Annotated in this window: 25 protein-coding genes; 15 read left to right on the top strand and 10 right to left on the bottom strand. The window is 55.6% G+C overall.

Annotated elements, in window-relative coordinates:
* The first annotated feature begins 1 nt into the window (after position 1).
* A complete protein-coding gene (locus ACAW74_RS10755) occupies positions 2–760 on the top strand; it encodes a metallophosphoesterase (protein WP_370698201.1) in 759 nt (252 codons plus the stop codon).
* Between the two features lie 109 nt (positions 761–869).
* A complete protein-coding gene (locus ACAW74_RS10750) occupies positions 870–1274 on the top strand; it encodes a MaoC family dehydratase (RefSeq protein ID WP_370698200.1) in 405 nt (134 codons plus the stop codon).
* A 105-nt stretch (positions 1275–1379) separates the two neighbouring features.
* Here ACAW74_RS10750 and ACAW74_RS10745 read toward each other — a convergent pair whose 3' ends face one another.
* Together ACAW74_RS10745 and ACAW74_RS10740 are read right to left on the bottom strand one after the other, a co-directional pair.
* A complete protein-coding gene (locus ACAW74_RS10745; protein ID WP_370698199.1) occupies positions 1380–2672 on the bottom strand; it encodes an aminotransferase class V-fold PLP-dependent enzyme in 1293 nt (430 codons plus the stop codon).
* A gap of 250 nt (positions 2673–2922) precedes the next feature.
* The gene (locus tag ACAW74_RS10740) at positions 2923–3849 is read right to left on the bottom strand and encodes a UbiA family prenyltransferase (protein WP_370698198.1); all 927 of its coding nucleotides are present in this window, start codon (positions 3847–3849) and stop codon (positions 2923–2925) included.
* A 75-nt stretch (positions 3850–3924) separates the two neighbouring features.
* Here ACAW74_RS10740 and ACAW74_RS10735 point away from each other — a divergent pair, with 75 nt between their 5' ends.
* The 3 genes from ACAW74_RS10735 (at position 3925) to ACAW74_RS10725 (ending at position 6396) form a co-directional block, all read left to right on the top strand.
* Positions 3925–5124, top strand: coding sequence for a type III polyketide synthase (locus ACAW74_RS10735; protein ID WP_370698197.1), 1200 nt, complete (start codon positions 3925–3927; stop codon positions 5122–5124).
* Between the two features lie 53 nt (positions 5125–5177).
* Entirely contained in the window at positions 5178–5849 is a 672-nt protein-coding gene (locus ACAW74_RS10730) for an alpha/beta fold hydrolase (protein ID WP_370698196.1), read from the top strand.
* Positions 5850–5910: 61 nt separating this feature from the next.
* Entirely contained in the window at positions 5911–6396 is a 486-nt protein-coding gene (locus ACAW74_RS10725) for a hypothetical protein (protein WP_370698195.1), read from the top strand.
* 237 nt (positions 6397–6633) lie between these two features.
* On the opposite strand, the gene ACAW74_RS10720 is transcribed toward ACAW74_RS10725, so the two are convergent.
* Positions 6634–7374 carry a glycosyltransferase family 2 protein gene (locus ACAW74_RS10720; RefSeq protein WP_370698194.1) on the bottom strand — a complete coding sequence of 247 codons (741 nt, stop codon included), beginning with the start codon at positions 7372–7374 and terminating at the stop codon, positions 6634–6636.
* Positions 7375–7563: 189 nt separating this feature from the next.
* Between ACAW74_RS10720 and ACAW74_RS10715 the strand changes: the two genes are divergently transcribed.
* Entirely contained in the window at positions 7564–8634 is a 1071-nt protein-coding gene (locus tag ACAW74_RS10715) for a TerC/Alx family metal homeostasis membrane protein (protein ID WP_370698193.1), read from the top strand.
* A 111-nt stretch (positions 8635–8745) separates the two neighbouring features.
* On the opposite strand, the gene ACAW74_RS10710 is transcribed toward ACAW74_RS10715, so the two are convergent.
* Positions 8746–9825: a complex I subunit 1/NuoH family protein gene (locus tag ACAW74_RS10710; protein ID WP_370698192.1), complete on the bottom strand. Its 1080-nt coding sequence runs from the start codon at positions 9823–9825 to the stop codon at positions 8746–8748.
* Positions 9826–10229: 404 nt separating this feature from the next.
* Here ACAW74_RS10710 and ACAW74_RS10705 point away from each other — a divergent pair, with 404 nt between their 5' ends.
* On the top strand, positions 10230–11489 hold the full coding sequence (locus tag ACAW74_RS10705) for a hypothetical protein (RefSeq protein ID WP_370698191.1): 1260 nt from the start codon (positions 10230–10232) through the stop codon (positions 11487–11489).
* Positions 11490–11543: 54 nt separating this feature from the next.
* On the opposite strand, the gene ACAW74_RS10700 is transcribed toward ACAW74_RS10705, so the two are convergent.
* Together ACAW74_RS10700 and ACAW74_RS10695 are read right to left on the bottom strand one after the other, a co-directional pair.
* Positions 11544–11807, bottom strand: coding sequence for a hypothetical protein (locus tag ACAW74_RS10700; protein ID WP_370698190.1), 264 nt, complete (start codon positions 11805–11807; stop codon positions 11544–11546).
* A 33-nt stretch (positions 11808–11840) separates the two neighbouring features.
* Positions 11841–14339, bottom strand: coding sequence for a TonB-dependent receptor plug domain-containing protein (locus ACAW74_RS10695; protein ID WP_370698189.1), 2499 nt, complete (start codon positions 14337–14339; stop codon positions 11841–11843).
* Positions 14340–14419: 80 nt separating this feature from the next.
* Between ACAW74_RS10695 and ACAW74_RS10690 the strand changes: the two genes are divergently transcribed.
* The 4 genes from ACAW74_RS10690 (at position 14420) to ACAW74_RS10675 (ending at position 19060) form a co-directional block, all read left to right on the top strand.
* Positions 14420–15070, top strand: a complete 651-nt coding sequence (locus ACAW74_RS10690; protein ID WP_370698188.1) for an oxidoreductase — start codon at positions 14420–14422, stop codon at positions 15068–15070.
* Between the two features lie 81 nt (positions 15071–15151).
* On the top strand, positions 15152–16636 hold the full coding sequence (locus tag ACAW74_RS10685) for a circularly permuted type 2 ATP-grasp protein (protein ID WP_370698187.1): 1485 nt from the start codon (positions 15152–15154) through the stop codon (positions 16634–16636).
* A 56-nt stretch (positions 16637–16692) separates the two neighbouring features.
* Positions 16693–17490: a sulfite exporter TauE/SafE family protein gene (locus ACAW74_RS10680; protein ID WP_370698186.1), complete on the top strand. Its 798-nt coding sequence runs from the start codon at positions 16693–16695 to the stop codon at positions 17488–17490.
* A gap of 169 nt (positions 17491–17659) precedes the next feature.
* Positions 17660–19060: a rhodanese-like domain-containing protein gene (locus ACAW74_RS10675; RefSeq protein ID WP_370698185.1), complete on the top strand. Its 1401-nt coding sequence runs from the start codon at positions 17660–17662 to the stop codon at positions 19058–19060.
* A gap of 24 nt (positions 19061–19084) precedes the next feature.
* Here the strand turns inward: ACAW74_RS10675 and ACAW74_RS10670 are convergent, their stop codons facing one another.
* Both ACAW74_RS10670 and ACAW74_RS10665 read right to left on the bottom strand, forming a co-directional pair.
* Complete coding sequence (locus ACAW74_RS10670; RefSeq protein WP_370698184.1) at positions 19085–19405, bottom strand: hypothetical protein; 321 nt, start codon at positions 19403–19405, stop codon at positions 19085–19087.
* 153 nt (positions 19406–19558) lie between these two features.
* Positions 19559–20587, bottom strand: a complete 1029-nt coding sequence (locus ACAW74_RS10665) for a pyruvate dehydrogenase complex E1 component subunit beta (RefSeq protein WP_370698654.1) — start codon at positions 20585–20587, stop codon at positions 19559–19561.
* A gap of 305 nt (positions 20588–20892) precedes the next feature.
* Here ACAW74_RS10665 and ACAW74_RS10660 point away from each other — a divergent pair, with 305 nt between their 5' ends.
* Positions 20893–21342 (top strand): hypothetical protein, encoded by a 450-nt coding sequence (locus ACAW74_RS10660; protein WP_370698183.1) that lies wholly within the window; start codon positions 20893–20895, stop codon positions 21340–21342.
* Positions 21343–21344: 2 nt separating this feature from the next.
* Positions 21345–21839: a hypothetical protein gene (locus ACAW74_RS10655; RefSeq protein ID WP_370698182.1), complete on the top strand. Its 495-nt coding sequence runs from the start codon at positions 21345–21347 to the stop codon at positions 21837–21839.
* Positions 21840–21913: 74 nt separating this feature from the next.
* Here the strand turns inward: ACAW74_RS10655 and ACAW74_RS10650 are convergent, their stop codons facing one another.
* Positions 21914–22189, bottom strand: coding sequence for a hypothetical protein (locus ACAW74_RS10650; RefSeq protein WP_370698181.1), 276 nt, complete (start codon positions 22187–22189; stop codon positions 21914–21916).
* Positions 22190–22247: 58 nt separating this feature from the next.
* A complete protein-coding gene (locus ACAW74_RS10645) occupies positions 22248–23759 on the bottom strand; it encodes a 4Fe-4S binding protein (RefSeq protein WP_370698180.1) in 1512 nt (503 codons plus the stop codon).
* Positions 23760–23906: 147 nt separating this feature from the next.
* On the opposite strand from ACAW74_RS10645, the gene ACAW74_RS10640 reads away from it, so the two are divergent.
* A complete protein-coding gene (locus tag ACAW74_RS10640) occupies positions 23907–24701 on the top strand; it encodes a Rossmann-like and DUF2520 domain-containing protein (protein WP_370698179.1) in 795 nt (264 codons plus the stop codon).
* 168 nt (positions 24702–24869) lie between these two features.
* Entirely contained in the window at positions 24870–25790 is a 921-nt protein-coding gene (gene mdh / locus ACAW74_RS10635; protein ID WP_370698178.1) for a malate dehydrogenase, read from the top strand.
* The last annotated feature ends 159 nt before the right edge of the window (positions 25791–25949 follow it).

The raw sequence follows: 25949 nt of genomic DNA, 5'->3' as shown, positions 1-25949 counted from the left end.
TATGCACACACACAAGCAAGCCGTTTTTATTGGGGATGTTCATGGTCGCCACCACTGGGAGAGCGTCGTGAAAACCTGGCTCGAGCCCGCCGATCAGATCGTCTTTCTGGGCGATTACTTCGATAGTCATGATCTGAACATGACGACTTACCGGATCGAAAGCAACTTCCGTAACATTCTGAAGCTGAAGCGGCAGCACCCCGATAAAGTGCGTCTGCACTTAGGTAACCACGATTTTTACTACCTCTACAACAACCCGAATTACATCGGTTCGGGCTATCACGAAGAGGTGGCTTCCGCCTGGCATCATTTGCTGGTCAAAAACCTGGATCTGTTCCGGCTGGCGTCGCGCTTCGACAGCACATTGGCCAGCCATGCCGGTTTCACCAACTGGTGGTTCGACGAATTCAAGAAGACGTATGAGCAACGTACCCGGCAGACCTTCACTACCGATAACATGGTGCCGGTACTCAATCAGTTACTGAGTCAGAAAGCTCCCGACCCGCTCACCGACCTGATTGCCGCCGTTGGCCTGAAACGCGGTGGAGTAATGCCTTCGGGTGGGCCCATCTGGTGCGATCAGCGCGAACTGGAAATGGACCCGCTCAAAGGCTTCAACCAGACCGTTGGTCACACGCCGCAAATGGGCGGCCAATACACCCAAAGCCTGTGTACCGGTGGCGAATGGCTCACCTTCAACGACATCGGCGAGTCGCCTATCCGCCAACCCTTTGTGCTGCTTTACAACAACGCAGATTGATAGGAAGGGTCAGTTGGCTGCGCCGTCATTGTTGGTCATTCGTTGTAAAAATTTTCAATGACCATGAATGAGGGCGTAGCCAACTGACGCGAAGCAAATGACAACAATTATGCTCCAACCTAACGATACGTACCAATACGATTTTCGCTTTTCGCAGGCTGATGTAGAAGCCTTCGCGCAGGTAACGGGCGATAACAACCCGCTCCACCTCGACCCTGATTTCGCCGCCACGACGCCGTTCAAACGCCCGATCATCCACGGCATGCTGGGCGGCAGTGTGTTTACCAAAGTGCTGGGCACCGAGTTTCCCGGCCATGGGTCGGTATACATGGGGCAGACCTTCGAGTTTCTGCGCCCGATGTTCGTCGACACCGATTATCAGGTGACGTTCACCGTGCAATCGACTGATCCCGTGAAGCACGTGGCGCAAATTCTGGGCGAAGTGCGCGATGCCCAGACTAACAAAATCACCATGCGCGGCGTGGCCACGCTCATGCACCGGGAAAAGATCTGACGCGTCACGCCGGGATACCCCCCGCCCTAAAGGGAGCCCGCTGGCGCCAGCCATACGCATGCGCTAGCGGGCTCCCTTTAGGGCGGGGGGTATTCTACTCTGCTGTTAGCTTTTGCGCGGTTTGGCGGCGATAGCCGTAATGGCCGCTACGAGCCGGTCGAGGTCTTTGGGCGAATGGTATACGTGCGGCGTTACGCGAATGCCGTGAATGGATTCCCAGTCGATCCCAACGGTATGAATCTTAAACTTGTTCATCAGTTGGGCGTCGATCTCGGCGGGTTTCATACCATCGATAGAAAATAGCCCAACGGCCCCTGCCCACTCGGGTTTGAGCGAGGTGTGGAGGGCAACGCCAGGTACGTTGCGCACGCGCTCCATCCAGTAATTTTTGAGGTAGTGCGCTCGCGCAAATTTGCGCGCCGACCCGATGCCGTTGTGGTAGTCGACCGCCGTGCCGATGGCCATTTCCGACGCAAACGAACGCGTGCCCAGGCTTTCGAACTTACGGATGTCGGGCCCGTCGGGTTCGGTGTTGGAGAGCAGCGCCCACACGTTTTTGATCTTGTTTTGCCGGATGTAGAGCAGGCCACTGCCGAAGGGCGCCCCCAGCCATTTGTGCAGGCTGCTGGCAAAATAATCGCAGCCCAGATCGGGGATTTTAAAGTCGAACAGGGCAAACGAATGTGCCCCGTCGGCGATCACCTCGATCCCACGTTTGTGGGCTTCGTCGGCGATGCGGCGCACGGGCAGGATCTGGCCCACCCAGTTGATCATGTGCGTGACGTGCACCACTTTGGTCCGCGGCGTGAAGGCCCGCACAAACTGATCGACCAGACTCGTTTCGTCTTCGCTGGGGAGTTTTAGGTCCAGAAAAACGAGCTTGATGCCGTCGCGTTTTTCCCGCTGCCGCCAGGCGTTCAGCATGTTGGGGTAATCCTGTTTGGTCAGCACCACCTCGTCGCCCGCTTTCAAATTCAAACCGAAAATGACCGTATTTAGCCCCTCGGTGGTGTTGCGGTTAATAGCAATTTCTTCCGACGAACAACCCGCCAGATCGGCCAGTTTGTCGCGCAGGGCTTCTCGTCCCTGATCCAGAATCCGCCACATGTAGTACGACGGCGCTTCGTTGCAGTACTGGTAAAAGCGGATATGAGCATCCTGCACCACTTTCGGCTGCGGACACACCCCGCCGTTGTTCAGGTTAAGCAACGTAGGCGACACTGTATAGTCGGACTTGATCCTCGCCCAGAAATCTTCGTCCTGCGCCCACTCGGCGGGCGTTTTCAGATCCGCACTCGGTAGCGGCTGGGCCTGACTGTCGAGCAGGAAGGGGGGAAGCGTGAGCGCCCCAGTGGTGAGGGCGGTGGATTGACGGAGAAACTGTCTGCGGGAAGCCATAGCGAGGTTGATACTGGCAAACGATGTGTTTCCTGAAATAGCCGAATTAAATTGGGTTAATCAAGTAATAGTCAATCTAATAGTTTTGTGTATACGTTTTCGACTTGCCAATTACTCTGTTTTTATTCTGCTGTACTAGCTCTTTTGTCATGTCGACCGGTCCGCCGGTGCGGCAGGAGGCATCTTGAGGTATCCTGCCGCACCGGCGGACCGGTCGACATGACAAAAGAGCGGTACGACAAGGAAAACGTTAGGCTTGGCCAACCAGCAGAATCAGGAAGAAAAGGTTCATGCCCCAGCCGGTCAGGCGGGTCATCCACATGGCGGCTCGGTAGGTGGCGGTAGTAGGGTCTTGCCAGATGCGGGCGGTGACGATGGCCAGATAGATCAGGCCGGGAGTCAATAGCGCCGCCATTAGCCAGAACGGCCACCCGCCGCTATAAAAGATGAAGAAGCAGACGGCCGAAATCAGCAGACAAACCCAGGCATTCACGAACGTACCCCGAACGCCCATCAGTCGGCTGATGGTGAGGTCGCCCCGGCTGGCATCTTCGTCGTGCTGATACACCTGCGTGACGGGGTACAGCGCCAGGATATTCAGCGTCGAGATGAACGTACCCAGCCCCAGGCCAGCGGGCCACTGAGCAGGCTGAAATACGGTAGACAGGCTGATGTTATGGACGATGACGTACGTCATCAGAAAGACAAAACCACCCTGAAACGTGCTGATCAGCAGCCAGCTGGCAACGGGGCGTTTTTTGATGCGGATGGCCGTATGGCTGTAGGCTTTCATGAACGCGCCGTACACCAGAATGAAAAATACAAACTGACCATTAATCAGCGCGCCGCCGATCAGCGCCAGCGCTTCCAGCCCCATCGATACCCAAAACAGCGTCCGGTCGACGGGGGGCGGCGCTTCGAGGCCGTTCACGCTGCCTTCGTCGCGGTCATAGTAGCTGTTGAAGGTGTTGGCAGCGGGGTACATAAGCACGTGAATGACCACCAGTATCCACAGCACCCGGCCCCAGTCGGACGAGGCAAGGTTGGGCGGCAGCGTGAGGGCAAACAGGCAGACGGGCAGCAGGTATTGCGAAAACGGCAGGCGCAGGTGCAGCCAAACGTCGCGCAGCGACATGGAGGTGGCCGTAGTCGGCGTGGGGGGTAGAGTTGGGTTCATGGGGTTTATCAGACGCAATCAACAACCTTACGGGTAGCGATTAGTTATAGCTATGCAACCTGCGAGCAACGACGAATGCAATCATCAGCCAGCTTTATCAACGCCATCGGCACAGCCGTTCCCACCCATCAGATTCCACAAACGCAGATTGCCCGGTTCATGGCTGAGGCGCTGGGCATGGACGAGCGCGATCAGCGCCGGCTGTCCGCTTTATACCGACAAACCCGCATCGACCAGAGGCATAGCGTGTTGCCCGATTATGCCCGCTCACGTGGTGAATATACATTTTACCCGAACACTGAAGGCCTGGAGCCGTTTCCGACGGTCGGGCAGCGAATGAAAATTTATCGTGAGGAAGCTGTACCGCTGGCAATCAAGGCGATAGAGGATTGTCTAGACACGTACCTGACCCCCGACGGGCGCGGTTTCGACAAGCAGCGAATTACCCATATCGTGACGGTGAGCTGCACCGGCCTGTATGCGCCCGGCCCCGACATCGAGATCATCGAAGCCTTGGGCCTGCCCGGTACCACGCAACGGCTGGCGATCAATTTTATGGGTTGTTACGGCGCGTTCAACGGGATCAAAGCCGCCGATGCCATTGTGCGCTCACAGCCCGACGCTGTTGTGCTGGTGGTGTGCGTGGAGCTGTGCACACTGCATTTTCAGAAGAAAACCGACCTCGATAATCTGCTCTCCAACGCCCTGTTTGCCGACGGGGCCGCCGCCGTGCTGATCGAAAGCAAGCCCCGCGCCGACCGGTCGATGCGCCTGCGGTCGTTTTTCTGCGACCTGCTGCCGTCCGGGAAAGCTGATATGGCCTGGCACGTTACGGATTACGGCTTCGAAATGACATTGACCTCGGAGGTACCTTCCGTGATTCAGCAGGGCATCGGGCAGATGTTGTCGCGGCTGCTGGAAACGAGTGGCCTCACCATCGGCGATATTGGCTCGTATGCTATGCACCCCGGTGGCCGGCGGATTCTGGAGGTAATCGAAGGACAACTGGGCCTCGACAACGCCGACAACCGCTACGCCTACGAGGTACTGAAGCAGTACGGAAACATGTCGTCGGCAACGGTGCTGTTTGTGCTGAAAGCCATCTGGCAGGATATGGAGCACGCCGTCCCAACCGACGAACAGACCTTCAATATCCTGAGTTGCGCGTTTGGCCCCGGCCTCACGCTGGAATCGATGATTCTGGAGGCCAGTTATTGTGGAACAGCTCAGGTCGTTGGCGAACACCAGAAAATGCAGGCTGTTTCCGTTCTTTGAGCGAGGATGCCAAAGTTGCCGGGAGCACCCGGCCTAACGGCCCCGCTGCACCAATGCCCCGGTTTATTTTCATTCACGGAAACGTCGACGTACCTGCTTCGTTTGAGCGGCTACTTCCCTTTCTGCCTGTAGGCGAAACATGTTGTATTGACTTGGAGCCTACGTTTCGCAATTGGCCACCCAACGTACCTGTCGATGCCGTGGAGGTGGCCCGTCAACTGGCCATAACCTACGCCATTGGCCCTGATGATGTGGTGATCGGCCATTCGATGGGTGGCTGGATCGCCGCTCATCTCAAAGCCCTAACCGGAGCGACTGTCATTCAACTTAACTCCTGGACCAACCCGCGCAAGATCAACGCGCCGACGCGTAATCTTCGTGTGTTTAAAGCGTTCGTCGATAGTGGTCTCTATCAACACAAATGGGTGATCGGGATAGCTAAAAACGCCGCCAGGTTTTGGACGTCCCGCGATAGGGTGCAGGCCTCGCTCGACCGGTTGGCGGTTATTGATCCGGCTTATCTGTACTGGCAATATCAGCTCATTTTCAGCCCTGTTGCGCCGCCCAGTAACCTACCCGACCTGCGCATTCATTCGCGCCGCGACCCGGTTATTCGCCCACCCGATGAACCTTACGTAACCGTCCCCGGCGATCATGTAGCGCATTGGGGGTACCCTGCCGAAGTCGGTAGCGCGATTACTACTTTTTTAGCGAATCCGTTGTAAGTCAGCAGAATAATGTTCCTTATCCACCTCGCATCAGAAGCCATATACATTCAGGAGCCATATGAATAACTACCGGCTGGCCGTGTTGATAGCTTTCGGGTTGTTGAGTTGCCAACAGACCCGGCAAACCAGCACAACCTCGTCACGCATCGACTCGGGGAGCGCAGAAGCTACAGATAACGCAGTCCCAAACCCGGCAACCAGCAACACTGTCTTCACAGGCGACACTGTGCGCGTGTCACTTGGGAAGGAGGCGTCCCCGGTGACGCTGAGCGTGCGGTCGGATTCGCTGCATGCGACGGTTATCTGCGCGCTACAGGTGACTCAGCCCGGAACGTTATCGGCCGAAATCATGCCGTCGGAAAAAGGCCAGAACATTCGGTTTTCGCAGATTTACCTGTCTGATGGCAAGACAGATGGTCCGTTCGGGCAAACGCTCACGTATGCGGTGAAGCAGGCGGGGCTGGTACAACTTCGTGTCAGTCCCAGTCAGATGGCCAGCGGCCCTTACGCAGGTACGTTCACGATCAGGCTACAACTAAAGTAGCCACCCTTCCCTGGTAATAGTACCGCCGATTGGTGTTTACTGTAACATACTGAAATGCAGGGCCGCGACGCCTGTTGGAGCGGGGACGGCGACAATAAACCGGGCATTACGCTTGTGCAAATCCGGGCGCACTACTGCAGGATCGATGCTCCAGCAGGTACGTATACCGTAAAAAGCCTTCACCGATCAGGTACAGGTACGTTAGCGGCTGGATCGTAAGGCACGTAGTTAGGCAGGCTACTTCAGCACGTTCCAGTCGATGAGGCCCCAGCGGGTGAGGCGGTAGAGCAGCGAGACTTTCAGCACGCCCAGGCCGTAGATGGAACTGCGGCGGAAATTGATCGACGAAGCTTCCTCGAAGTATTTGGTAGGGCAGGTTACTTCGGCAATCTCGAAGCCCTTGTAGAAAATCTGCGCGATCATCTCGTTGTCGAAGATGAAATCATCGTCGTTGTGGGTGAAGTCGAGCGCCCGCAGCACCTCGCCCGAAAACGCCCGGTAGCCCGTGTGGTACTCCGAGAGCTTCTGGTTCATCAGGATGTTCTGCGTGAGCGTCAGAAAACGGTTAGCGACGTACTTGTACATGGGCATGCCGCCTTTCAGCGCCCCTTTGCCCAAAATCCGCGAGGCAAACACAACCGGGTACAAACCGTTGCCAATGATCGAAATCATCGCCGTGAGCAGCAGCGGCGTGTACTGATAATCCGGGTGGAGCATCACTACAATGTCGCCGCCGATTTCGAGCGCCTTGCGGTAGCAGGTCTTCTGGTTGCCCCCGTAGCCTTTGTTGATGTCGTGCCGGATTACGTGCTGAATACCCAGTTGCCGAGCCACGTCGACGGTATTGTCGGGGCTATGGTCGTCGACCAGGATAACGTCGTCGACGAGGTCGAAGGGAATTTCACGATAGGTACGTTCGAGCGTAAGGGCGGCGCGGTAGGCAGGCATCACTACCACCACTTTTTTACCATTGTACATAAGGACAAAGCTACGGAGGCCAGACGGTATGTACCAATTTCGTGCCAATGGTCTTACCGATATATGATCGATAACCAATGTCGGTGCAGACGCAGGTACGTAGGTTACCCGCCTTGTTTCATCTGATTTATAGGTAGGCACTAACTTTTCCGGGCCTGTGGCGTTACTTTGCTGTGTTATTCCTTACGTATGTTCTCCAGCGAAACTTTGTTTTTTCTCGGCTTTGCCGTTTTTGTTCTCTTTGTGATGTCGCTCGATCTGGGCGTTTTTTCGTCGAAAAAAGCCAGACAGAGCCACGTCGTCAGCTTTAAGGAAGCGGCTTTCTGGAGTGCGGTCTGGGTAGGCCTCTCTGTCATCTTCTACTTTTTCCTGAGCCGCTACGGCTATCTGGTGCATGGGATTACCACGCCGCAGCATTTGCAGGAAGTGCGCGACAAATACGCCGATCACGTCGAACTGACCGCCAGTACGTTTGCCGAAAACCTGGCAATCTTCCAGAAAAATATGGCCCTCGAATACATCACGGGCTATCTGGTCGAGTACTCGCTGTCGGCCGACAATATCTTTGTCTTTATCTTGATTTTCAGTTCGTTCGGTGTCCGTGAGCGCTATTACAAGAAAATCCTGGTTTGGGGGATTCTGGGGGCTATTATTCTCCGATTCGTCTTCATTTTCCTCGGCGCGGCCCTGCTTCAGCGCTTTGAATGGATCATCTACATTTTCGGGGCGTTCTTGGTCTATACGGGTGCACAACTGTTTTTTCAGAAAGACGACGACGAGCAGATCGACACCAAAAATCACCCGGTGGTGCGGTTTGTGTCGAAGTACTTCAACGTCTACCGGCGCAATGTGACCGACAATTTTTTTATACGCCGAAAGTCGGATAACAAGCTGTTTGTCACGCCCTTGTTCATCGTGGTCGTTGTGGTCGCGTTCACCGACCTGATCTTCGCCGTCGATTCGATTCCGGCCATTTTCTCGATTACGAAAGATCCCTACATCGTCTTTTTCTCCAACGTGTTCGCCATTATGGGGCTACGGTCGATGTTCTTCTTCCTGTCGAGCATCATGAGCCAGTTCCGTTTCCTAAAAACGGGGTTGGCAGTGCTGCTGACGTTCATCGGCGTGAAGATGCTGCTCGAACACCAGCTGGAAGACTGGGGCTTCAAACCCGTCTACAGCCTCTACGTGATTCTGGGCATTCTCGCCACCAGCGTGTTGGCTTCGTATCTGATTCCCGAGAAAAAAGTAGAGCAGTAGACGTTTGGGTTCGCCACAGAGACACGGAGAGCACAGAGGAAGTTGTAGGTTCATTGGCTGATGAATTCTAAAAAAAGCCTCTGTGCCCTCCGTGTCTCTGTGGTGAAAAATCTAGAGTAACCGCCAGACTGCCGAAATCAGGAACAGGAGCAGGGCGGCGGGTGTGAGCACCTTCCAGCAGAGGTACATCATCTGATCGATGCGGATGCGGGGCAGTGTCCAACGTACCCACATCTGCACCAGCACCGCCAGAAACGCCTTGCTGAACAGCCAGAAGATGGCGGTTACGTTGCCCCAGACCGTACCGGGTTCGCCGCTGGTCCAGTCGGCCAGCCGAACGGGGCCAATGTTGGGCAGGGGCGTGTTCCAGCTACCCAGGAAGAGAATCGCACCCAGAAACGACACGAGCAGCATCATGGCGTATTCTGATAGAAAGAGCAACGCCCAGCGCATGCCCGAATACTCGGTCTGAAAACCCGATACGATTTCGGATTCACCCTCGGGTAGATCAAACGGAGCGCGGTTGCTTTCGGCCAGCGTGCAGATAAAAAAGATGACGTAAGCGGGGAGCAAAAACGGATTCCGGAAGATATTCCAGGCAAAAAAGCCACCCCACTCGGTCACGTCGATACCAGTGGCTTTCAGGCCAAACAGGTAGTTAGTCTGAGGCGTGTAAATGCCCTGCTGAAAGCTAAGTTCCTGGAGGTTCAGCGTTTGCCCGGCCAGCACGGCGCATAGGATGGTGAGGCCCAGCGGAATTTCGTAGGAAACGATCTGTGCTACTGAGCGGATGGCCCCAAACAGCGAGTATTTGTTGTTCGACGCCCAGCCCGCCATAAGGATACCCACCACATCGAACGACAGCACGGCCATGAGGTAGAAGACGCCCACCGCCGCCGCCGACCCTTGCAGATCGGGTGTAAAGGGCAACACGGCATAACCCGCAAACACCGACGCGAAGATGACCGCCGGAGCCAGCAGAAACAGATTCCGGTCGGCCGCGCGGGGCACGATGTCTTCTTTCTGAAGGAGTTTCAGCAGGTCGGCGATGAGTTGGAGCAGGCCCCATTTCCCCACCTCCATTGGCCCCAGCCGGTCCTGAATAAAGGCCGATATCTTCCGTTCAGTATAAACACCGATCACCACAAAACCGGTGGACAGGGCAAGGCAGATGGGTAAGGCGAGTAGCAAGGCGCAGGTACGTTAATAAACGGGGCAAAGGTAACCTAGTATAGGTTAATCTTCTTTGTTATCGCCGAGGGTCGCGTTAGGATGGTGCAAAAGGTTAGGGGGCTTATTTGGCCGTTTGAGTTCGTGTGCCTAAATGGGGACGTAGGTGCGTTTGATATCAATAAGGCTGGCAGGGACTGTGTACGTTGAGCTAGGGTCATCCAGTTCGGAGAGGTAGAATATTAATGCAAGAGACGCAACAAACTGGCTATAACCGGGATACGCCAATACCTCCTTATGAAGCAGAGGTGTTTTTAGGGATTAATTTACAGGGTGTTAGGTACGTAGAAACGTGAAAAATCCCGTGGTAGGGTGGGGTTAGGGTACGTAGGTTTGAGAATAAATTACTAATCGTTCAGATCGCTATGAAACAACCGCTACCTGCTTTGGCATTCCTTATTCTACTAATTCTAATGAATACTGTCGCCTGTGCACAGGCCACTACCTTCTCGTTCGAACTGGATACAAGCCGTGTGACTGAACCAGCTAAGAGTAACAAACCACATATCGTATATGTAAAAGCCAGTGCAATGCCGACTTCAACCGTATCTGTAACACTGACTGACTTGCTTACAGGCGATGCTTCGGCTACACTGGATTATTCCTTTACACCTAATCCTGCCACGCTAACTTTCGGGCCAGGTCTTCAACAGATTCAGGCTGTAATAATTGAGTTAAAGACAGATAGCAAGGCAGAAGATTTCGAAGTTATCAACCTAAAATTAGCTGTACCAGCCCCCAATGCTGTTGGAGGTAAAGGTCTCCATACCATCGTTGTGAATGACGTAGATCAGGACAGCCCGTCGCTGTCTCCGTTCCGAATTGCCATTGGCTCTAACTTCGATTATTTAAACAATGCAGCAGAATTGAAGAATCTTTTTTTCGGCTTTGAGGCGTTTGCTCCTACGGCTTTCAACAAAAAAAAGAATTGGGCACTCAGTGGTTTCCACATTGGGTTTGGCTGGAGTCAAAACTTTTCGGCAGACTCTTCTGGTAATAACAGAATTATCCAAAGCCAGGCCATTGGCCGAATCAATTCCGATTGTACGCTCGTGCGAACAAGTGAATACGTTCGAGGAACCACGCAGCGGATCAACAACTTCAATTTTTTCGCTAGTCATCTGGCCCGGTACTGGTTCAATGAAGCGGGTACTTTAGAAGCTTATTTTACTATCCGCTTTGAAGGTATCCGGCGTAATTTCGATACTCGATACACCTACGAACTCGATACTGCAAATGTCAGCCGAGTAAAACGACCGATCTCCGCTTACCCAACGTTTAATGATGTCACTAAAGTGACAAATCGACAGCAATCTTTTTACGATTTTTATTTGAGTGCTGGCTTTCCTTTTAAATGGGAACCCTCTTCCGATGCCGTTGAACTTAGGTTTAATCCTATGTTTGGCTATGGCTGGTTTTCCTCGCCTTTTCATCAAAGCAGCCCCGGACGCTTCGATCGATTTTTTTACGTAGCTCAGTTAAGTATAATCGAAAAAAAGTTTGGCTTTCGGATCGGAGGCGAGGTTAGAGGGAGCTTCGGCGGACTGGCACCTTATTACACACTCACGTTGTCGAAAGTATTCACCCTCAGAAAGTTCGAGGATTACTTTACGTTAAAGAATTAGTCCTCGAACTTTCTAAAACGATCCCAGCAAGTCTACTTAATATCAGGAAGGAGGCTAATCGTCTTCATTCTCGTCGAGCCACTCACCGAGGGCGGCGTCGGCCTGGGTAAGGGCCTGTTGCAGGTCGCGAATGTCGGGGGGCGACTGGTAGACGGTACTGCCGTCGACGATGCATTGGATCAGCGCTTTCGTTTGCGGGTGGTTGATGTGGAGTTCGTAGCCTAGCTCGGCCCACGCGGCCAGGTTAGGGAACAGATCGTCGAATGTCATTGAGGTAATCTCGTTGGTTGATGAATTGCCTTCGCGGTTGGCGTACATGACTAACGCCAACCGCGAGGCATTGTATTGTCTTTACTGCACTTTCATCGTGGTTTCACCCGCGCCGGGTTGTCCGGTGAGCGTGGTGCCCTCGGTGTGGATGTTGAGCGTCGTTTTAGCGTCGGAGGCAAAGAACGATACGGTGGCTTTGCCGGTGGCATCGGTTGTCACCATCGGTGCCCAGTAGAGCGTAGCGCGGTAGTCGGGGCGGACTTTCTCTTCGGGCGTCGGGTTATCGTAACGGGGGGCGTAAAATTCCCGCTTCGGCATATACCCCACCACTTTCTCGACCCGCACACCGGGTACTACCTTGTTCAGGTAATCGCCCGTATCGCCCCCGCGCCGGGTAATCACGTTGATACCGCCGCCCGCGCCGCGTGAGCCCAGCATAGCCGCGCCCGCGCCTTTAATCACGTCGATATACGCTACGTCGCGCGGACTCATCGAGGCCACCGCCGATTTATCGACGGGCATGCCATCGATCATGAACTGCGGTTCAATGGGGCCGCTGAAGTTGGCCGCCCCCCGAATTTGTACCGATGCATCCATGCCCGTGCCCGTGACGGTCACGCCCGCCACCCGCGCCCGCAGAATGTCGAAGACGGTGAGCGCGCCTGCCGAGTTAATATCATCGACTTTGATACTGGCATCGGGACGACCAAATAGCCCCCGTTGCTGGGCATAGGGATCGGCCTTTTTGGCTTTAACCACTACCGCCTGCAACTGAATCTCGCGGTTGCGCCGGATCTGCGCCTCAATGGCCTGATATTCGCTCTGCCGCTTCAGGAATTCGGCCAGCTCGTCAAACGCCACGTCGAACGGAACGAACGGCGGGCGAACCAGCCGCACAGCGGGCGAGAATAGCTTGTCGAGTGTGACCGTGAAGTTTCGGTTGTTGCCTTGACTGGCCTGCACAAACACCGAGGTGGTATCGACCAGATCGGCCTCAGCGACAAGAAAGCGCCCTTGTGCGTCGGAGGTGGCCGTAAACAGGTCGCGCGTCGAATCTTTTCGGGTCATCATCACGGTCAGGGCTACGTTGGCGGCCGGGTTACGCGACGTACCTCGGTACACCGTTCCCGTGAGCGTAAGCCCCGGATCGACGGGGAATTGCGTCGCGGCCAGGGTTTCGGCCAGCACCTTATCCCAGGTGAAACGCCGCCAGCCCTGGGTCGCCAGCAGCAGGTCGAGCTTCAGCAGCCGGTCCTTATTCGCCGGATCAAAATAGTATCCCGGCTGTTCGATGTAGCCCGTCAGGTCGGAGGTAAGCAACAGGTACGTCAGCAGCGAGGGGCCGTAGGGGCGGGGTGTGGGTTGCTGCCGGGCGTCGGTAACGGCCATCGACAGGTTGGCCGCCACGGGTTTGCCCGCCATATCCGTAGCCGTTACGTCGAGGTCGATGCGCTGCCGGGGGCCGGCCGTGGGGCGGCGGGGCGTTACGGTCAGGTTGATCTGATCATTCTGCGACGAATAGGCCAGCCGCTCGCAAACGGGTTTGCCTTTGTCGTCGAACAGCGTGATCTGGACGATGCCTTCGGGGCATTTGTTGCGCGGGATTGGCACCATAAACGATTTACGGCTGATGGCGGCCTGCGCGGCATGAACGGGTTGCCCGTTTACCTGAGCCACAATCGAGAGCTTGGCCCCCGACGTACCTGAAGCCGGTGCCGTGGGCTCGACGTTGTGGGTCACATACACCCGGATGGTTTCTTTGCTGCCCAGGTTATCCACCAGCATCACATAGCCTGAGGCTGCCGGGGCGGGCATGGTATACGACGTGAAGGGCGTAGTGGTGCCCGCCGGGCGGGCGTAGGCGGTATAAGTTCTACCCGCTTCGGGCATAAACTGAAACTGCCCCATGCCCAGATGCTGACTGTCGAAACCCATCACCGTGTCTTTATCGGCCATGATGAACCCATGCACATTGAGGCCCACCCCCGACGAACTGACGGCTTTGAAACCCACCCGGCTGGTCAGACCCGTTACCAGTTGACCTCCTTCGGGCAAAAATTGCAGATCGAACCGCAACGGATCGTCGCCCGTCGACCCGCTGGGTTCGGGGGCTTTGGGGCTAATGATATCGACGGTTTTGCGGAAATACCAGTCTTCCGAGAAGTTGCGCATCCAGTTGGTGTAGCCGCGCAACGTGTAGCGGCCCGTCGGCATGGAGTCGGGGAGGGTCAGGTACCCTTCGCCAAAACCGCCCGCCTGTCGCAGGCGTGTGTCGAGCAGAATGCGTCGCCCGTTAGGACTCACCAGATCGACAAAGACGGTGCCGCTGGCGGAGTCGATGCCGCGGTTCCCGCCCAGAAACAGGTAGCTTTTGAGCCAGATGGTCTCACCCGGCAAATAGGCGTTACGGTCGGTGTGCAGATACGCCTTTTCGTGCGGATACTGCTCACTGTAAAGACGAATTTTGTCCAAGATACGGTTGATGGGATCATCATCGGCCGCGCGAAAGGCTACGACGGCCAGCAGGCACAGCACCCCGCTGTACATAAACAGTAAGGGGCGAAAGCGAAAAAGGGGCATGGAATTTGAATAGGTTTTAAACAAATGTAGCGTCCGTTTGCTAGTCGGACGGTTAAATTAGCAAATTCTAACCGCCTCTGATGACCACTTCTGCCTTAAAAACTGCTTTATTAGTCGGTGCAACCGGTCTGATCGGCGACATATTGCTTCATCGGCTGGTCGAATCGGCCCTTTATGACCGTATTACCGTACTGACGCGCAAGCCGCTGGCCTGGCAGCATCCCCGTATTCAGGAGATTCCGTTTCAGTTCGACAAGCCCAATGGCCTGCTCGTTCGGGCCGACGATGTTTACTGCTGCCTCGGTACCACCATCAAAAAAGCAGGCTCCAAAGAAGCGTTTCGGCAGGTCGATTACCAGTATCCGATGGACATCGCCCGGCTCGCAAGGGAGAACGGTGCCTCGCAATTTGCTATTGTAACGGCAATGGGTGCTAGTGTGGAGTCGTCTTTTTTTTACAATCGGGTAAAAGGCGAGGTTGAGCGGGACCTGACGGCCCTACGCTACCCTGCGCTGCTGATCTTCCGGCCCTCCCTATTGCTGGGCGACCGGCAGGAAAACCGGCTGGGCGAACGAATCGGCGCGGGGGTGATGCGCCTGTTGTCGCCGCTGATACCGGCCAAATACAGGGGCATCGACGCCGGAAAAGTGGCCAACGCCATGCTTACGACCATGCAACAGCAACTGAGCGGTAGGCACGTTTTTGAGTCTGATAAATTGCAGGACTATTGAGCCAACTGCGATGGTTTTGTATCTTGGGTGCTTCGCTGTAGCTTTCACCCCAGCTTTCACCGTAGCATACAACCTCGCCTGATGAAACAAAAGCAGACGCTCAACGGACAAACGCAGTCGCAGAGCACCGAGCCGCAAACGTTCACATTTGCCGATTACCAGTCGGAGAATTTCTTCGACGAAATGTTTTCGCCCGATGGTCAGGTACGTCCCGGCTACCGAGCATTCCGGCAACGCGTCGAGCAGCTTCGGCGGACCGAGATGATCAGCCGTCAGCAGGCCGCCGAACGGACGTTGATGAGTATGGGGATCACCTTCAACGTGTATTCGGAGGGTGAAGGCACCGAGCGTATTATGCCCATCGACATCATTCCGCGTATCATCGAATCGGCGGAGTGGGATCAGATGGAGCAGGGCCTTATTCAACGCATCAAAGCGCTGAACCTCTTTATCCATGATCTCTACAACGAGCAGCGCATCCTGAACGACGGCGTGGTACCCCGCGAGCTGATCGAGTCGAGCAAGTGCTTTCTGGAGCCCTGCCTGGGGCTGCGCCCGCCTAAAGACATCTGGTGCCACATTACAGGTACCGACCTGATTCGGGGCGACGATGGCGAGTTTATGGTGCTGGAAGACAACCTGCGTTGCCCGTCGGGGGTGTCGTACATGCTCGAAAACCGCGAGCTGACCAAGCAGACGTTCCCCGAAGTGCTAGCCCAAACGGGCGTTCGGCCCGTATCGGATTACCCGACACGCCTCTTGCAGATGCTGCAACACATCGCCGACCGACCCAACCCGACGGTGGTGGTGCTGACGCCCGGTATCTATAATTCGGCTTACTTCGAACACTCGTATCTGGCGCAGCAGATGGGCGTTGAACTGGTCGATGCGCGCGACCTGGTGGTGTCGGGTGGGTACGTGAAAATGCGCACCACCAAAGGCTTCCAGATTGTCGACGTGATTTACCGACGCATCGACGATACCTTCCTCGACCCCAACACCTTCAACCCCGATTCGCTCATTGGCGTACCGGGTATTTTCGAGGTCTTCAAAAAAGGGCGGGTGGCTCTGGCCAACGCGCCGGGTACAGGCGTAGCCGACGACAAGGTGGTGTATGCCTACGTACCCCGGATCATTGACTATTATCTGGGCGAAAAACCGCTCATTCAAAACGTCAGGACGTATATCTGCGGCGAAGACGACGATCGGCAATATGTGCTCGACAACATTGCCGATCTGGTGGTGAAGGAAGCCAACGAAGCGGGCGGCTACGGCATGCTGATCGGCCCCAAAGCCACCAAGAAAGAGCACGACGCCTTCCGCAAAAAAATTGCCGCCAACCCGCGTAATTACATCGCCCAGCCCACGATCTCGCTGTCGCGTGTGCCCTGCCTGATCGACGACCACGCCGAAGGACGCCACGTCGACCTGCGCCCCTACATCCTCTACGGTGAGCAGATCAACGTAATCCCCGGCGGGCTGACCCGCGTGGCGCTGCGCAAGGGATCACTGGTGGTGAATTCCTCGCAGGGCGGTGGGGGCAAAGACACCTGGGTGTTGTATTGAGCCAAGGCCAACTAGCCGCACCACTGTTGCCCGGCGTCGCGTAGCTTTGTCGCGTGATGACCGTACAGGAAGTTTTTGGCTATGGTATGGCAGTGCTGGTCGGGGTCGTGATTGGGCTGGCCGGTGGCGGTGGGTCCATCCTGACGGTGCCGATTCTGGTGTATATTTTTGGGATTCCGACGGTGCTGGCTACCACCTACTCCTTATTTGTGGTGGGCGCAACCTCGTTGATTGGGTCGATCAACCACATCTGGAAAGGGCGCGTCGACCTGCGGCTGACGGCCACGTTTGCGTTGCCTTCCTTTCTGTCGGTTTACCTGAGTCGACGGTATCTGGTGCCCGCCCTTCCCGACCCCTTGTTCTGGCTGGGTACGTTGCCTGTGACCAAAAGCAACGCCATGTTGGTGTTTTTCGCCCTGGTCATGCTACTCGCCGCCCGCGCTATGATCCGCGACAAACAGCCCGAACAGGGCCTGGCCCCCGATGGTCGGCCGCGCTACGTACCCCTGGCTCTCGATGGGCTGGCCGTCGGGCTGCTCACGGGCATCATCGGTGCCGGCGGTGGTTTCCTGATCGTGCCTATGCTGGTGTTGCTGGCGGGCCTGCCCATTCATCGGGCCGTGGCTACGTCGGTGCTCATCATCGCCGTCAATTCGTTCGTTGGTTTTCTGGGCGATGTACAACACACGCAGCTGAACTGGAATTTTATCCTTCCCTTCACGGGTTTATCCATTGGTGGCATTTTTCTGGGCATGTATCTGTCCCGGTTTGTGTCGCCCAATCGGCTTCGCAAAGGCTTCGGCTGGTTTGTGCTGACGGTTGCCATCTATATGATCTGGAAAGAATTGTTTTAACACCTCACCCCCGGCCCCTCTCCTTAAAACAAGGAGAGGGGAGACTTCAAGGGTAACCTGCTCTTGTTCAGTCAGACTGAACCCAGTCTGCTGAAAGGGGCTTAACTAGCCGTTGTATTCCCCCCTCTCCTTAAATTAAGGAGAGGGGCTGGGGGTGAGGTCATAACCTATGCATGTCGAACAACTCTATACGGGCTGCCTGGCGCAGGGAGCGTATTATATTGAAAGTGAAGGCGAAGCGGCGATTATAGACCCGCTGCGGGAAACCACGCCTTACGTGCGGAAAGCCGAACAGGCCGGGGCCCAGATTAAGTACATCTTCGAGACGCATTTTCACGCCGATTTTGTGTCGGGTCACCTCGATCTGGCGCGCAAAACCGGCGCGCAGATCGTTTACGGGCCCAATGCCAACACCGCCTATCCGGTGCACCATGCCAAAGACGGGGAGGTGTTTCAGCTCGGGAAAGTGCAGATCAAGGTGTTGCATACACCCGGTCATACGCTCGAATCGACAACGTACCTGCTGCTCGACGAAACGGGACGCGAGCATGCCATCTTTACCGGCGATACCCTCTTTATCGGCGACGTGGGTCGGCCTGATCTGGCCATCAAAGGTAACCTCACCGAGCAGGATCTGGCAGGCATGCTCTACGACAGCCTGCACGCCAAAATTCTGCCCCTGCCCGACGACGTGATCGTTTACCCAGCGCACGGGGCTGGCTCAGCCTGCGGGAAGAACATGAGCAAGGAAACCACCGACCGGCTGGGCAATCAGAAACGCTTCAACTACGCGCTTCGAGCAGGTTCGAAAACTGAATTCATCGAGCAGGTACTCAACGGCCTGACGCAGGCTCCGGCTTATTTCGCCGAAAATGCCCGGCTTAATAAGGAGGGCTACGAATCGCTCGACCGGGTGCTGCAACGAGGTAGTCAGGCTCTGTCGCCGGAGGCGTTTGAAGCCGCCGTTAATGAAACTGGTGCCTTGGTGCTTGATGTACGCGAAGCGGCTGAGTTTGCCAACGGCTTCATTCCCAATAGCATCAATATCGGGCTGAACGGGCAGTTTGCTCCCTGGGTGGGCGCGCTGATCCCTGACCTGAAACAACCCATTGCGCTGGTAACGCCGGTGGGGCTGGAAAAAGAGACGATCGTGCGGCTGGCGCGGGTTGGCTACGACCAATGCATCGGCTATCTCGACGGGGGCTTTGTGGCCTGGCAGGCAGCGGGCCATGAAGTCGATACGGTCGACTCGATTTCGGCCGATGAATTTGCGCGGCGCTTTGCCGAGCAGCCCGGCGCGCTCGTCGTTGATGTTCGCAAACCCGTTGAATTTGAGGCCGAACATGTGGCCGATGCTGAGAACATGCCGCTCGACAACCTGAACGAGCATCTGGCTCGGCTGCCACGTACCCAGCCCGTGTATGTGCACTGCGCGGGCGGTTACCGGTCAATGGTGGCCAACTCCATCCTGAAAGCCCGTGGCTTCGATAACGTCGTCAACGTGGAGGGCGGCATGGGCGCGATCAAAAAGACCAACGTACCTGTGGTGGCAACCCAGTCGGCGCACTAGCCAGCTCATAGGCGTAGGCGAAACTCACCTGCCCGGATGTTCGTCCATCCCAAGCCGGGGGAGGGGTGGGTTGAGTAGTTTGGGCAACACCTTCAACCGGAAGACGCGCGCCCCGGCTACGTCGAAGTCGCAACTGTAGAACCCGCGCTCTTTTACACCCCGGTATACGGCCGTGTAATTGACTTTGGCGGGCCAGCCGTTGAGGGCCAATTCGCCCATAATAGCATCGACTGCCTTACGCAGGTTGGAAAAGAAAACAACCGTAGGTTCGCGCTGCCGAACCGTGTTGAGTGAGCCAATGGGTAGTACGGTTACTTCGTAGATGGTAAGAGCCTGACTGCGCATAGTCCACTCAATCTAGGGTAAGAGTCAATGAGTTGTTGATAAATTATCAAACTATTTTTCTAGTGATGGTAAAATAGTGCCAAAAAAGCCCTCTGTCAACCAAACAGAGGGCTTTTGCCTGTATACCAAAAGTGCAATACGCAAACAGGGTGCCTAGCGATAGGTCACTGCTTCGACGGCCGCCAGGGTCCGTTTCACGTTGGGCAGAATGGCTTCGATGAGGGTCGGGGCGTAGGGGAGAGGCAGGTCGAGGCTGTTCACCCGAACGACCGGTGCGTCGAGGTAATCAAACGCGTGGCGTTGGATGTGGTACGTCAGCTCCGACGAAATCGCCGCCAGAGGCCAGGCTTCTTCCACAATCACACAGCGATTGGTTTTCTTCACCGAGTTGATGATGGTAGCGTAATCGATGGGGCGCACCGTACGGAGGTCGATCACCTCGGCGTTCACCCCATTCTTAGCCAGTTCATCCGCCGCTGCCAGCGCCACTTTCATGATTTTGCCAAACGACACGATGGTAACGTCGGTCCCTTCGCGCACGACCTTGGCCTGCCCTATAGGAATGATGTACTCTTCTTCGGGCACCTGCCCTTTATCGCCATACATCAACTCCGACTCCATGAAAATGACGGGGTCGTTGTCGCGGATCGAGCTTTTTAGCAGCCCTTTGGCGTCGTAAGGGTTCGAGGGAACCACCACTTTCAGGCCGGGCGTATTGGCAAACCAATTCTCGAAGTTTTGTGAGTGTTGGCTCGACAGCATGCCCGCGTTGCCGGTTGGGCCGCGAAAGACGATGGGGCACGAATACTGCCCGCCCGACATCGACATCACTTTCGCCGCCGAGTTGATCACCTGATCGATGGCAACGAGCGAGAAGTTGAACGTCATGAACTCGATGATGGGACGCAGGCCATTGATGGCCGACCCGACCCCGATCCCCGCAAAGCCTAACTCGGCGATGGGCGTGTCGATAACGCGCTCCGGCCCGAATTCGTCGAGCATACCCTGACTGACTTTATAAGCCCCGTTGTATTCGGCTACTTCTTCGCCCATCAGGTAGACCTTCGGGTCAAGGCGCATTTCTTCCGACATGGCCTCACGTAGGGCTTCGCGGAATTGTATTTCTCTCATGGAACTGTGCGTTGAAAGCTGCTTACGAACCGAACGGGCAGTCGGCGACAGCCGTTCAGAAGACGCCGCAAAATTAGACAAGGATAGCCAGAGTGGCAACGCTCATTGCGACAGATGCCATACCCCGCTAGCTGCTGCGCTACTGAAGCCCGATCCTCCCTGCTAACGACAATGGCTGGCACGAATTGACGACCGCTTCTCAACAGGAAATACCTATCGTTATGTGGTTGACTTCGCCTGGTTTTGGTAAACTGTACTACATTTTCTGTAATTTTATGTCATCATATGCACAGTAACTGGTCTGGTTTTTGGTGTCGACTACGTCAAATAGTAAATAAATCAACGGCTGACTACTTATGAATGTATTAAACCGGTCTGCGGGCAAGCCTGCGGTGTTCGAGACGACCAGTACCGGTGTCAATCGGCTCCGGTTGTATGAGCGGTATGGGGCTGTAGCGCATGGGGTTATCTTAAAGATTGTGCCCCACCAGCAGCACGCTCAGGAAATTCTGGTTGAGGTGTTTGTTTCGCCGGAATTACAGGCCAACCTACCCTTTTCGGCCAGTACAACCTGCACCATCATCCGTCTGGCTAGAAAAAAGGCGCTTGAGTATAGACAAAAACAGCAGTTCCCGGCTCATAAGGCTACTGAATCGCTTCAACAGCACGAACATATCTTTAACCTCCTTTTCTACCAGAACCACTCGCCCGAATCCATTGCTGAAGGGTTGCAGATTCAGCGCCCGGCTGTATTTAGTGCCATCCGCGAATTTTTCGGTTGTCTCCCTTCTCCAAAATCCTACTGACTGTGAAAAACTACCAGTACCTGACTGATGGCTTACTAGAGACGTACCTGCTGGGCGCGCTGTCTGATAATGAACGGGAAGATGCCAGACAGCTTCTCGCTGCTGACCCGGACGTATTGGCACAATTAGACGAATTGGAACTAGCTATGGAGCAGCATTTTCTGGAGAACGCCGTGCCCCCGCCACCGGGTGTCAGGCTGGCGTTGCAAGAGCGGCTGTTTGGCTCGGAACTGAAGAAATGGGAGGAGATCCCAACACAGGCCCCCCCGACTCCCGACCCTGAATCCAGCCGGTCGGCCTACGTGGATGTGGAGGTAAGCGATACGTACCTGCGCGTGCACAAATACTGGCGGGCGGCGTTTATCGCGGTGTTTGTGCTGTCGAAAATATTCCTGGTGTTTGGCCTGTATCAATACTTCAAAGCCAACAGTCTGGAGCAGGAAATTCTGCGCCTCAAAGCCAGTCAGCAGACTGCTGCGCCATTGAAAACGCCCTAGTCGTTTTAGAAACCTATACGGTTTTAAAACGGGGCCGCCTAGGCCTATAGGTTTGGGGCTGGTAGATCAACGCGCTACCCGATAGCATAATAGCGTCTTTTGTGCTCGAAAAGCCGATTGTCGATGGCTATAAAAAGACTGGTGAACACGATCAGGCTGAGCAGAAAAACGCCGATATAAAGTAAGCCTTTCTTTCGCAACGAGAAGAGATAGATCACTACGGCCAGCAAAGCCAGAATCAGCACCACCGAGCCTGAAAAGGGGTTGAGACTAGTGGCAAATGCATGGTGCAGCATCAGGAGGATGCCACCAAAGAAAGCCCGCAAACTGGCTTGTAGATAAGGGTGCATGAGCTGTAAACGTGGACCGTATGCACTAAAAGTAAACAACCTGCGGCATTTAGTCGACTCAAATTCGGCGGCTAGCTACCGGTCCGTTTTCCAGGTTGAGTACGCCGCGCGGGCAAACAGCCGAGCAGATACCGCAGCCCACGCACGACGACCGCACGATGTCCTGCCCCTTTTGGGCGTAGGCCCGCACGTCGATACCCATTTCGCAGTAGGTCGAGCAGTTGCCGCACGAAATGCACTGCCCACCGTTGGTGGTGATGCGGAACCGCGATTTGAACCGTTGCACCAGCCCCAGATACGCTGCCAGCGGGCAACCAAACCGGCACCAGACGCGGTTGCCCATCAGCGGATAAAAACCCGTACCGACCACCCCGGCGAAAATGGAGCCGATCAGGAATCCGTAGGCTTTCCGCACCGTATACGAGTCCAGAAAGCCAAACAGCGCCGACTGCCCGGAGAGGTAGCTATACAGCACGAGCGCGGTCATCACCACGGCAAAGACCAGTACGCCATGCACCAGCACGCGCTCGATCTTCCAGGCTTTCAGGGATTTGTCGGACAAGTGGCGGTAAGGGTCGCCCAGGGTTTCGGCTAGCCCGCCACAGCCGCACACCCACGAGCAATACCAGCGCTTACCCACAAAATAGGTGATCACCGGCACACCCACCGCCGAGAGGCCCGTTCCCCACACAAACATGAAAATGCCCAGCGTACCAGCCTGTAGCTTGGCCTTGATTTCGTAGTCGAAAAAGAAGTCGTAATCGAGTGGCCAGATGCTCTTCAGGTCCTGATAGGGCGCGTTGAGCAGGCTCATCAGCTCGGGAATGAGGAACGCAAAAAACAATTGAAAGGCCATTACCGAGTAGGTACGGTACTGCTGGTAGCGGCTGTGGCGGTAGTTGATAAGCATCCTGACACCCATCACCAGCACGATCGCCGTATACAAAAACCCATATAGAAACCACCGGCTGGCAGGGCCGCCGTTCAACGCACGGCTGACGGGGTCGACCAGCGCGGTCCAGTTGGTCAGGTACTCGGGATAGAAGTAAAGCAGAATATAAAACCCGATCAGGAACGTACCCAGCGCGATGCCTATCCAGCCGCGGTGCGTGGCGGAGTGGCGCACCAGCCCGTCGTTACGAACCCCCGGCTGATCATTGAGGCGGGGGAGTGCATACAGCAGTCCGCCCAGCATGGCCACCCCGATGCTCAGCCAGAACCAAAGCCCCGCCGCATCCATCGGCCCACCGCTCGTCGAGCGCTTAACCAAGTCGAACAGATACTCGTCGTAGATAACGGCTTTCCAGTTCTGTTTCGCCTGCTGTTCGGCGTTATAGCCGTCGATGGCCCCGCGCAGGTCACTGATAAAGCGTAGGTTCGAGGTGTAGTCCTGGTCTAGTATCGGTGCCAGTGGGGCTTTCAGCGCCACCTGATGCTCGGGTTTCAGCGTTTGCCGAACGACCTCGCCGGTTAGGCGGAACGTACCCAGCGTGAGCGTATATAGCCAGACAGCAAAACCAAACAAAAACAGGCCAAGGCCAAGCGGGCGAAGAAAGGACGGGTAGCGCATGGGGAAAGTTAATGGATAATGTATAATGTACGATGAACAATGAATAATGGCTTCGCGATTGTCAGCCTATTGCCTGCTTTTGCTGTGGGTACGTTGCTATCGTGCATTGTTCATTGTCCATTATACATTGTCCATTAACTTTCCCCCATGTCCATCACGTTTATTGGTGCGGGAAATGTTGCCTGGCACCTGGCCCCCGCTTTAGAAAACATCGGTCATCACGTCGTCGCGGTATATAGCCGACAGCTCACCCACGCTCGGCAGCTTGCCAGCATCCTCTACGATGCCCGGCCCGTCTCTGACCTGAACATGGCCGACAATCCATCGGATCTGTTTATTCTGTCGGTGCCCGACGACGCCATCGATGAGGTCTGTTCGCGGCTCGTACTGCCCGAAGGGGCCACGCTCATCCACACCTCGGGCGGGCAGTCATTGGCGAAACTGCGGCATCTGATGGACGTCTACAGCGACGTACCGGTGCGTACCGGCGTTTTTTATCCGTTACAAACGTTCACGCGGGGCCGGAATCTCCTCGATTTTGAACAGATTCCGATCTGCATCGAAGCCGATAACAAAGACACCGAAACGCAACTGGTTACGATGGGGCAGGCGATCAGCACCATCGTGTATCTGGTTAGCTCGGCCGAGCGGCGGGTGCTGCACGTGGCGGCTGTGTTGGCCTGCAATTTCAGCAATCACCTGATGGCCCTGGCCAACGACATCACCAGCGCCGAAGACCTCGAATTCGACCTGCTTAAACCGCTGATCCGCGAAACTGTGCGGAAAGCCCTCGACGCCGAGCACCCCGCCGACGTGCAGACCGGCCCGGCCCGGCGGCACGACAGCCAGGTGATCAACAGCCACCTAACGTACCTGAGCGACCGGCCGCAGGTCGCTCAGATTTACAGGTTGTTGACCGCGAGCATAGAGGCCCGCTACTAAGCAAATGGGCTGCTTGCCCACCGGTAAGCAAAAGCCCGGACGACAGCTCAACGTACCTGGCTCCCCAACTGCGGCCGTGCCATACGATTTCGGAGTAGTTTTAGCAGGCATTCACCCTTTCACTTACCTTTACTGCCCTTGTTTTACCCGTTTTAACTTAATTCTTGCATGAAAATTACCGTAGTAGGAGCCGGGGCCGTTGGGGCGACCTGCGCCGATAACATCATCCGCCGTGAACTGGCCGAAGAGGTCGTACTGCTCGACATCAAAGAAGGACTAAGCGAAGGCAAAGCCCTTGATATGTTTCAGACCGCCACGCTCTGCGGATTCGACACCAAAATTACCGGCAGCACCAACGATTACAGCAAAACGGCTGGCTCAGGTGTGGTAGTCATCACGTCGGGTATTCCGCGTAAGCCGGGCATGACTCGCGAAGAGCTCATTGGCACCAACGCCAACATTGTGAAGGGCGTAACGGAGAATATCCTGCAACACTCGCCCGATGCGATCATCATCATCGTATCGAACCCAATGGATACCATGACCCAACTGACGCTGCAAACGTCGGGTCTGCCCAAAAACCGGATCATCGGCATGGGCGGTATCCTCGATTCGGCCCGCTTCAAGACGTACCTGTCGCTGGCAATGGACTGCCCACCCAACGATATTCACGGGACGGTGATCGGTGGCCACGGCGACACGACCATGATTCCGCTGACGCGCCTTGCCACCCGCAACGGCGTGCCCGTAAGTCAGTTTCTGGATGAAGAAACACTGAAAAAAGTAGCGGCCGATACCATGGTGGGCGGTGCCACGCTGACGAAACTCATCGGTACGTCGGCCTGGTATGCACCCGGCGCGGCGGTGGCCGAGCTGGTCGAGAGCATCGTGCGCGATCAGAAACACATTTTCCCCTGCTGCGTGGCCCTCAACGGCGAATACGGCCAGTCAGACATCTGCCTGGGAGTGCCCGTTGTGATCGGCAAAAACGGCTGGGAAGAAATCATCGATTACAAACTGAACGAGGAAGAGCAGGCTGCCTTTGCCAAGTCGGCCGACGCCGTCCGCAGCATGAACTCCGTGCTGTAATGAATGAATAATGTACAATGCACGATGTATAATGTACAATGAGAGCTTATTGCGCTATTAGCGGTCGCGAAGCCATTGTACATCGTGCATTATACATTATTCATTATAACGTTTTTTCCCGTTGCCTCAGAGGCATGATGTAAAATGAGGGCCCAACCT

It is taken from the genome of Fibrella musci (assembly GCF_041321105.1).
Lineage (GTDB): Bacteria > Bacteroidota > Bacteroidia > Cytophagales > Spirosomataceae > Fibrella > Fibrella musci.
Note: the sequence above shows the minus strand (reverse complement) of the source record. Positions and strands in the feature narration are given on the sequence as shown.

What these genes read in the sequence shown, in the direction of transcription:
- ACAW74_RS10755 (WP_370698201.1), top strand. Translation starts at nt 2, where the DNA reads ATGCACACACACAAGCAAGCCGTTTTTATTGGGGATGTTCATGGTCGC.
- ACAW74_RS10750 (WP_370698200.1), top strand. Translation starts at nt 870, where the DNA reads ATGCTCCAACCTAACGATACGTACCAATACGATTTTCGCTTTTCGCAG.
- ACAW74_RS10745 (WP_370698199.1), bottom strand. Translation starts at nt 2,672, where the DNA reads ATGGCTTCCCGCAGACAGTTTCTCCGTCAATCCACCGCCCTCACCACT.
- ACAW74_RS10740 (WP_370698198.1), bottom strand. Translation starts at nt 3,849, where the DNA reads ATGAACCCAACTCTACCCCCCACGCCGACTACGGCCACCTCCATGTCG.
- ACAW74_RS10735 (WP_370698197.1), top strand. Translation starts at nt 3,925, where the DNA reads ATGCAATCATCAGCCAGCTTTATCAACGCCATCGGCACAGCCGTTCCC.
- ACAW74_RS10730 (WP_370698196.1), top strand. Translation starts at nt 5,178, where the DNA reads ATGCCCCGGTTTATTTTCATTCACGGAAACGTCGACGTACCTGCTTCG.
- ACAW74_RS10725 (WP_370698195.1), top strand. Translation starts at nt 5,911, where the DNA reads ATGAATAACTACCGGCTGGCCGTGTTGATAGCTTTCGGGTTGTTGAGT.
- ACAW74_RS10720 (WP_370698194.1), bottom strand. Translation starts at nt 7,374, where the DNA reads ATGTACAATGGTAAAAAAGTGGTGGTAGTGATGCCTGCCTACCGCGCC.
- ACAW74_RS10715 (WP_370698193.1), top strand. Translation starts at nt 7,564, where the DNA reads ATGTTCTCCAGCGAAACTTTGTTTTTTCTCGGCTTTGCCGTTTTTGTT.
- ACAW74_RS10705 (WP_370698191.1), top strand. Translation starts at nt 10,230, where the DNA reads ATGAAACAACCGCTACCTGCTTTGGCATTCCTTATTCTACTAATTCTA.
- ACAW74_RS10700 (WP_370698190.1), bottom strand. Translation starts at nt 11,807, where the DNA reads ATGTACGCCAACCGCGAAGGCAATTCATCAACCAACGAGATTACCTCA.
- ACAW74_RS10695 (WP_370698189.1), bottom strand. Translation starts at nt 14,339, where the DNA reads ATGCCCCTTTTTCGCTTTCGCCCCTTACTGTTTATGTACAGCGGGGTG.
- ACAW74_RS10690 (WP_370698188.1), top strand. Translation starts at nt 14,420, where the DNA reads ATGACCACTTCTGCCTTAAAAACTGCTTTATTAGTCGGTGCAACCGGT.
- ACAW74_RS10685 (WP_370698187.1), top strand. Translation starts at nt 15,152, where the DNA reads ATGAAACAAAAGCAGACGCTCAACGGACAAACGCAGTCGCAGAGCACC.
- ACAW74_RS10680 (WP_370698186.1), top strand. Translation starts at nt 16,693, where the DNA reads ATGACCGTACAGGAAGTTTTTGGCTATGGTATGGCAGTGCTGGTCGGG.
- ACAW74_RS10675 (WP_370698185.1), top strand. Translation starts at nt 17,660, where the DNA reads ATGCATGTCGAACAACTCTATACGGGCTGCCTGGCGCAGGGAGCGTAT.
- ACAW74_RS10670 (WP_370698184.1), bottom strand. Translation starts at nt 19,405, where the DNA reads ATGCGCAGTCAGGCTCTTACCATCTACGAAGTAACCGTACTACCCATT.
- ACAW74_RS10660 (WP_370698183.1), top strand. Translation starts at nt 20,893, where the DNA reads ATGAATGTATTAAACCGGTCTGCGGGCAAGCCTGCGGTGTTCGAGACG.
- ACAW74_RS10650 (WP_370698181.1), bottom strand. Translation starts at nt 22,189, where the DNA reads ATGCACCCTTATCTACAAGCCAGTTTGCGGGCTTTCTTTGGTGGCATC.
- ACAW74_RS10645 (WP_370698180.1), bottom strand. Translation starts at nt 23,759, where the DNA reads ATGCGCTACCCGTCCTTTCTTCGCCCGCTTGGCCTTGGCCTGTTTTTG.
- ACAW74_RS10640 (WP_370698179.1), top strand. Translation starts at nt 23,907, where the DNA reads ATGTCCATCACGTTTATTGGTGCGGGAAATGTTGCCTGGCACCTGGCC.
- mdh (WP_370698178.1), top strand. Translation starts at nt 24,870, where the DNA reads ATGAAAATTACCGTAGTAGGAGCCGGGGCCGTTGGGGCGACCTGCGCC.